Genomic DNA, 7,299 nt, shown 5'->3' on the forward strand with positions numbered 1-7,299 from the left:
GTCGAGAAAGCCCAGAGCCCCGCGCCGTGTGATCGGCTGCGGGGCTCTGACCTGCCTCAACCAGCGTGCGCTCGGAGGGACTCGAACCCCCAACCTCTTGATCCGTAGTTAGATCTGGATCTTCCGCTGATGTCCGTGGACGTCCGCCCTGCCGACTGATCTGGTGCGCTCTGTCCACGGGCATCCGCCAGCGTCCACCTCCGTCCGCCGCCTTGGCTGTCAACTTGGCTGTCAGGATCCCGCGTGTCAATGTGAGGGCTCAGGACATCCTTGACGGTTCGTCCTCAGCGCATGCTTGACGGCGATCCTCCGTCCGTGATCTTGTTCTGCCGGTTGTTGGTGGCGGAATGGGCGGTTTTGTGGATCAGCAGGCGACGGTCGAGTACCGGTACCGGGCGGTGTGCGAGGTGTTGGGTGGCTCGCCGATCGGTGAGGTCGCAGTCCGGTATGGCACGTCGCGGCAGTCGCTGGACACGTGGCGGCGGCGGTTCACGGCCGAGGGGAAGGCGGGGCTGGGGGACCGTTCCCGGCGTCCGCGCACGAGCCCGACGAAACTGGGTGCTGAGGTGGAGGCGTTGATCTGCCAGCTGCGTCGTGAGCATCCGCGGTGGGGAGCGCGCCGGATTTGCCACGAGCTGGCAGGCCGCGACCTCGCGACGGCGCCGTCGCGGGCGACGGTGCATCGGGTGCTGACCCGCAACGGGATGATCGACCCGCAGGCCCAGGAGCACAAACGGAAGTACAAGCGGTGGCAGCGCGAGACGCCGATGCATCTGTGGCAGCTCGACATCGTCGGTGGCGTGCCGCTGGCCGAGGGCCGCGAGTGCAAGCTGCTGACCGGGATCGACGACCATTCCCGGTTCGTCGTGATCGCCGCCGTGCTCGTCACTCCGTCCGCGCGGGAAGTCGCCGAGGCGTTCACCGCGGCGATGCGCCGCTACGGTGTGCCCTCGGAGGTGTTGACCGACAACGGCGGGCAGTTCACCGGCCGCCACCTCAAGCCGATGCCGGTCCAGGTGTTGTTCGAGAAGGTCTGCCACGACAACGGCATCAAACAGCGCCTGACCAAGCCGCGGTCACCGACCACGACCGGGAAGATCGAGCGGTTCCATAAGACGCTACGCGCCGAGTTCCTCGACCACGTCGCCCCGTTCGCTTCGATCACCGTCGCCCAGGACGCCATCGACGCCTGGATCACCAGCTATAACCAGCAGCGCCCGCACCAGGCGTTGGACATGGCGGTTCCCGCCAGCCTGTTCCGCCCCAACGGGCCGACCCGCCTCGACACGGTCTCCTCCACGCCCGTCCCAGAGCCGGTCGAGCTCGCACCGTCCTCGCTGGTGATCGGGGTAATCGAACCGCCGGCCGGTCCGATCAGCGACGGCGCCGCCGTCGAGTTCGAGGTCCGGATTCCTCCCGCGGGCAACATTACGATCCGCTCAGAGCGCCAGTTCGTCTCGCTGCACCACAGCATGGCCGGTCGCACCGTCACCGTCTGGGCCGACCTGCGCAGCATCCACCTCAGCTGCGACGGCCATGTGATCCGCACCGTCGCTTCCCGGCTGCTGCCCGAGGACCTGCGCTACCTGGCCATGCGCGGCGCGAGACCCGCCGGGCCAGCACCCGAACGGCCGGCACTGCGCCGCGCCAACGGCACCGCGGTCCTCGAGCCCGGGCAGGCCGTCGAGATCGACCGCGCCGTCAACAAAGACGGCCTGGTCGCGATCGGCGGAACCCAGCACCTCGTCGGGTTCACCTGGGCCGGACGCCGCGTCACCCTGCGCCTGGACGGCCACCTCCTGCACGCCATCGCAGACAACACCCTGATCGGCACCTGGCCCTGCCCGATTACCACCGACACAATCGGCCGGCTTCGCGGCGCCCGGACACCAGCTACCCCGCTACCACCGCCCCCACTACCGGCCGGGTCCCTTCGCGCGCAACGCAAAGTCCACGCCAGCGGACGCATCATGGTCGCCGGCCAGAACATCAAACTCGGCCTTGCCCACCGCGGGAAGATCGTCACCGTCGTCATCGAGGACACCCACCTACGCATCCTCCACGGCGAGGAAGAGATCGCCGTCCGCCCGCGCCGAAGCACCGCCCCGATCACCCGGTTCCACGTCACCGGCGCCGGCGCCAACCCAGCCGAGCGTCAAGCATCTCCTGACGACAAAACGTCAAGCATCTTCTGAGCCCATACAGCGACACCCGCGTGCTTGCTACCTGTGGAGTGAATGATCTTCTATGTCGTCGCCCGTCAAGGGGTCGTGATCGGCCGTCTCGGCGATGTCGTCGCGCTCTTCGCAGTGCCATAGTTTAGCGGGAGCTATACTTGTCGGATGGATGGGCGGCAATGGGACGTCTACCTCGTCAACGAGGTTCGCGACTGGATCGACGGTCTGGACGCTGCTACGCACGCGCGGGTTGTTCAGGCGATCGACCTGCTCGCGGAGGCCGGCCCTGGGCTGGGGAGACCGCTGGTCGACACGATCAGCGGTTCGTCACTGCCGAACCTGAAGGAGCTCAGACCGGGTACGGTGCGGATCTTGTTCTGCTTCGATCCATGGCGTTCGAGCATCCTGCTTGTCGCCGGAGATAAGGCCGGGCAGTGGAACGTCTGGTACGCCGAGGCGATCCCACTGGCGGAACAGCGCTACAAGACCTATCTGGTGGAACGTGCCCAGGAGGAGGGTGATCGGCGATGAGTGGTTACGTACGGTGGTCCGATATCCGCGTCGAGCAGGTCGCCCGGGCTGGGGGGGAGGATGCGGTTGCCGCTGGCAAGCAGGAGCTTCTTGCGGTAGCGGTGGGTCACCGGCTTGCCGAGGTACGTCGTGCGCGGGGACTGACCCAGCAGCAGGTGGCTGAGCGGATGGGTGTGACCAAGGGCCGGATCTCACAGATCGAGCAGGGCTCGGTCTTCGGGCAAGACGTGGTTGCCAGATACGCCGCTGCTCTCGGTGGGCGGCTGCACCAGGCAATCTACTTCGACGATGGGGACATCGCCGCGATCGCTTGAACCGCTCCGTCGCCGCAATGCAGCCGACGGCACGGCCTGCGAGGTACGTTGCTGCACCTGCTGCTCCAATAGGACGGAAAGAGCCCCGTACCGGTGATCGGTTACGGGGCTCTGACCTGTCTCAACCTGACGTGCGCTCGGAGGGACTCGAACCCCCAACCTCTTGATCCGTAGCCCTCGGCACCCGGTCCACGGACGTCCGCCAGCATCCGCCGGTGCAGGTCACCGCGTCGGCGACGTCTACCGCCGTCCACCGAGCTCCGTCCCCGTTGTAGTACAACTGCCGTACGGCCGGGCACCGGACGGCGGTTACGGAGTGTCGAGCCCGGGCCTTCGTGCCGATCCGCAGTCTGCTCCGGAGCATCTATCGGTTTCCGGGAGCCGCACGCCGCCAGCACCCCTGTTCGGCGGACGTCCCAGCAGTATAGAATTTGTTTTTCAACGCAAGAGGCGGAGGATGTGGCTCTCCATAAGTTGCCCGAAGGGCGAAGCGTAATAGACGGCCTTTCTGCACTTGGAAATTCTCTGGGGTACACCGTGAAAGCGGAGCACCCAATTGACAGCGATGGCGCGGCGGTCGATGTTGCTTGGTTTGCAGCAGACTATTCAGACGTTGCATTGATGATCTTTGAAGTTGAATCAAGCGCAAGCGCGGGGATGGCGAATAACGTACTAAAAGTGTTGGGTCAGGACGTCGACGAGCTGCCAAAGCCTCTGTTCTTCTTCCATCTCCTCCTTGGTGGAGGTGATGATAACAAGAGAATTGATCGCCTTCGCCGGAACTGGGGGACTTACAACTACCGTGTCTACCGCCTGAACACCCCTGGATCATCTGACGACCTGGTCGCCGACGTACTTGCACAGCATCGACGGATAAGGAGGAATTTGTCCGTCGGCGCGATTCGCGAAGCATTGAGCCGCAAACCGTGGGCTAGGGTTAGTCTGCCGGATATCTTTGCCAGAGTCGAGCGCCTTGAGTTCAGGTGCAACTATCTGCGTGAGTATGCAACGCTCGCCCTGCGGGAGGCGGAATTGCGATCTATCTACCTTAATAGGCTGACAAAAATTGAATCTGCGGGTACATTCGAAGATGAAGGCTACGGCACCTTCGTCGGTGACGCGGTCTCGGGATTAATGGAAATCTGCCTCCGCGTGGCCGCCGGAGAGGTCGGAGATGAGCAAGGAGCGGCCATGCTGGAAAGGTGGCAGGAGAGTTCGCGCCTATCGCTGCGGACTCTCGGCCCATATATGGATCTTTCTCGTGATTATGATCAATTGATGCTCGGGGCTATTCCCCTCGTCTATGCGATAGCCGGTCTCGTTGCAGCTGACTCTCCACGTTCACTGGAATGGTTGATAGGGGACCTGAAGTCCATAATGTGCGGTGAGCAAGACCACGGCGTCCACTGGGAATACCTCGTTCCCACGGCGCTCTGGTTGGCGCACTTGGCGGCGGCAGCGCTCGCGCGGCACCAAGAATCGTGGGAGCCCTTGACCCGTACATCGATGTCGGCATTTGACGAGGCCCGTCGAATTATCAACTCCCAGGGCGGTGTGCCTGTCGACGTGTTCAACGCTCCGCCGTCGTACGTCTACCTCGAAGAGCCCGATACTTGGCTCGAACGGCTTGCCGGGAGGCGAAGTAAAATAGACACTCTCGATGCTCTTTTGAACCGCTGTCGGAAGCCAGTAAAACTCGAGAGAATAAATAATCGGATCTTGGTAGTTCCGTCGACCGACGATTTTTCCCTTGCGCTAACATGCTTACTGACAGACGATTGGCTAGACTGGGATACAGAAAGCATTACTTCCCGACTCCACGGGGTGTCGCGAGAGCGAACTTAGCGGCCGCCACCGCTGCCGGACGACTGCGTCCCAGCAGGTTGTCGCGTCTTGGTCGAGATGAACAAAATCGTTTCCAGGCCATTATCGGCGAGTGGTCTATTCGGTTGTGGTGTCATTCGACGGCAATCTGATCCGGACCGCGGACGCTGCAGCACCGAGGAGCGGAAGCAGCGCGGCAGCATCGTCCTTGGTCAGCGCTCCAAGTGGCGGTTACGTAGCGTTGCGGGCGGAGCCGACCGGCGGATTATGAGATCATCGGCCGAGTGTCCGTGGACGTTCACAGACGTCCGTCGGTGCAGGTCATGGGCGTTTCAGATTCCGTGGACACCCATACTCGTCCACGGTGGTTCGCCGGCCTGGCTGCCATCTTGGCTGCCGCACCGGCGCACGCCGCCCTCCGCCTGCCGTCGCCGAACTTGATAAGCGGCTTGCTGCTCCGTTAATGCTTCCTACGCTACGTCGCCACGTCCGGCCAGGCCTCGAGATAGGCGGCCAGCGTCCGCACAACTCCGCTGGCGCGGCTAGACGAAAATATTACGGATCGACGACGGGTGACTCAGCATGTGAAACTGTTAGCAATTCCGAAGATTGAGGTTTTACCTACAGATGCGGCCTATTGCTCGAACGCGAATAGCATCGAACTTACAAGACTACGCAGGTCGGAACGTCCTTCGCTAGGAAGTGGGATGTCACGGCACCTTAGGACACATTCTCTCGCGGCGCTCAAATTTCCGACTCGAAGGTGTATGTGCGCCAACATAATAAGATCTTCTGCAATCTCCCAGTGGTTTTCTCCGTATTGCCGTGTATCAATTTCGAGGCATTTTTTCGCTGCGTCGACCGCTTCGGAGAACTGACCGACTTCAGTATATCCTCGTGCAAGGTGAAAATATGCGGGCGCCAAGTCAACGGGTGACTGCGCCCCCGCTTCGATACGGGAAATACCTGCCGTAAGATCCCGAATTGCATGCGCGTGTTGACCTCGGACAAGTTCCAGGCGACCGCGCGTTGTGAGAATTTGGCCGTAATAGATGTGCTTTTCTCCGAGCAGGGAACGCGCCAGTTCAGCCGCTCGTCCGCAGGTCTCCTCCGATGCATCAAGCAGCCCAGCCTCGATCTCAAGATTCGCCAGGTGATCCACTGAGAGTAGGAGGTCTAGATCGATTCCGATGTTTCGATCTTCAAGGCGCCCGATCAGAAGCTTTTGAGTTCTAATTGCCCCGGTCAGGTCGCCGATCTCACGCTCTAAACTACCTTCTTCTCGAAGTATACTTACCTCATCAAAGTCGCTGGCTCCGGCTTCGCCAGCTAGCGACCGAGCGTCTCTCATCAGCTTTAGGGCGGAGCGAGACTTTCCGGTCAGCCGCAGTACCCAAGCCCTCAGCACCAGAACTTCAATGCGCTCAATATCAGCCAGCGGTTCTCTAGAGCCTGCAACGTAAGAATCAAGCTCCGCCAGGGTCGCCTCAGCTGCGATAGGATCACGCGCTCTCAGCTGCGCACTTGCTAGAATCCGGTAAAAGAAGTGCATCGACTCGTGGTTATAGGCTCGCCGAGTGCGATCAATAATCTCACGCATTTGCCGAGCTGCTTCCTGCGGTTCACCGACCGAGACAAGAACCATTACGTGCATTACTCGAGCCTGTACATACATTCCGCGATAGTCAGCTGAGATGGGAGCCAAACGATCGGCAAGCGTTACGGCTATATTTGAATTTAGTAGTGCACGGTCATGAAAACCAAGCTGACTTAGGCGGCGCCCCAATACTGAATATATTGCCGAGAAGGCAGGAGAATCATAATTAAGCAGATTTGCTCGATCGGCGATGGATTGCAGGTGCGCGAGCACGGGGTCTACAGAACTCGGATCCGCGTGCCAACGCATCAACTTTGGCATTACTAGACCCATTGCTGCGAGAGGATAAAACTCCGCGTCCCAAGATTTTTGCTGGTCGCGGATGACTCGGGCGACCAGTGAGTGTATTACAAATCCATGCTGTTCTCGTCGGACGAGAGAGTATCGGTGAAGTACACGAACCGCACTGTCTCTGTCGATCGGATCCCTGAACTTGTCGTGCAATGCGAATGAGGCCGCGCTAAGTTTCGCCCGCTTATGTTTTGCGCGGCGCGAGTCTTGTTGACCTCTGCGACAGTGTAGAATCGGAAATATAGTTCGCGGTTCGTCAAAAATTTCCTCAGGAACGGGGGCGTCACCAAATTGCGCGAGGAGTGCGAGCAAATCATTCGCTAGGCGGTCGGTGGCGCGCACCTTGCCCAGCGATAGATTGAGGACCTTCAGGAGAGATTCGCCGTGGTTGGAGTCTTTTCCGAGATCAAGAGTTGGCAGCGGTGCCTTCGCAAGTCGGTGAAGATAGTCATCAGCGGTTAACCCTTCGCACGCCATATAGTGGCTCTACGCAGCTGAGCTGCGG

At 60.9% G+C, this 7,299-nt stretch carries 5 protein-coding genes; 4 read left to right on the forward strand and 1 reads right to left on the reverse strand.

Translation table 11 applies throughout. The annotated features are described in order from the left end of the window. The first annotated feature begins 347 nt into the window (after positions 1–347). The 4 genes from DD1DGNOD_RS00440 to DD1DGNOD_RS00455 all read left to right on the forward strand — a co-directional run bounded on the left by DD1DGNOD_RS00440 (position 348) and on the right by DD1DGNOD_RS00455 (position 4,867). Positions 348–2,195 (forward strand): IS481 family transposase, encoded by a 1,848-nt coding sequence (locus DD1DGNOD_RS00440; protein ID WP_131768697.1) that lies wholly within the window; start codon positions 348–350, stop codon positions 2,193–2,195. Positions 2,196–2,342: 147 nt separating this feature from the next. Beyond that, entirely contained in the window at positions 2,343–2,708 is a 366-nt protein-coding gene (locus tag DD1DGNOD_RS00445; protein ID WP_131768696.1) for a type II toxin-antitoxin system RelE/ParE family toxin, read from the forward strand. Beyond that, a complete protein-coding gene (locus DD1DGNOD_RS00450; RefSeq protein ID WP_131768695.1) occupies positions 2,705–3,022 on the forward strand; it encodes a helix-turn-helix domain-containing protein in 318 nt (105 codons plus the stop codon). Before DD1DGNOD_RS00445 ends, DD1DGNOD_RS00450 begins: the two co-directional genes overlap by 4 nt. Positions 3,023–3,481: 459 nt before the next feature. Beyond that, the gene (locus DD1DGNOD_RS00455) at positions 3,482–4,867 is read left to right on the forward strand and encodes a hypothetical protein (RefSeq protein WP_131768694.1); all 1,386 of its coding nucleotides are present in this window, start codon (positions 3,482–3,484) and stop codon (positions 4,865–4,867) included. Positions 4,868–5,480: 613 nt separating this feature from the next. On the opposite strand, the gene DD1DGNOD_RS00460 is transcribed toward DD1DGNOD_RS00455, so the two are convergent. After that, positions 5,481–7,271, reverse strand: a complete 1,791-nt coding sequence (locus DD1DGNOD_RS00460) for a tetratricopeptide repeat protein (RefSeq protein ID WP_131768693.1) — start codon at positions 7,269–7,271, stop codon at positions 5,481–5,483. Between the last annotated feature and the right edge of the window lie 28 nt (positions 7,272–7,299).

This window comes from Candidatus Protofrankia californiensis, from assembly GCF_900634765.1.
Classification (GTDB): Bacteria; Actinomycetota; Actinomycetes; order Frankiales; family Frankiaceae; genus Protofrankia; species Protofrankia californiensis.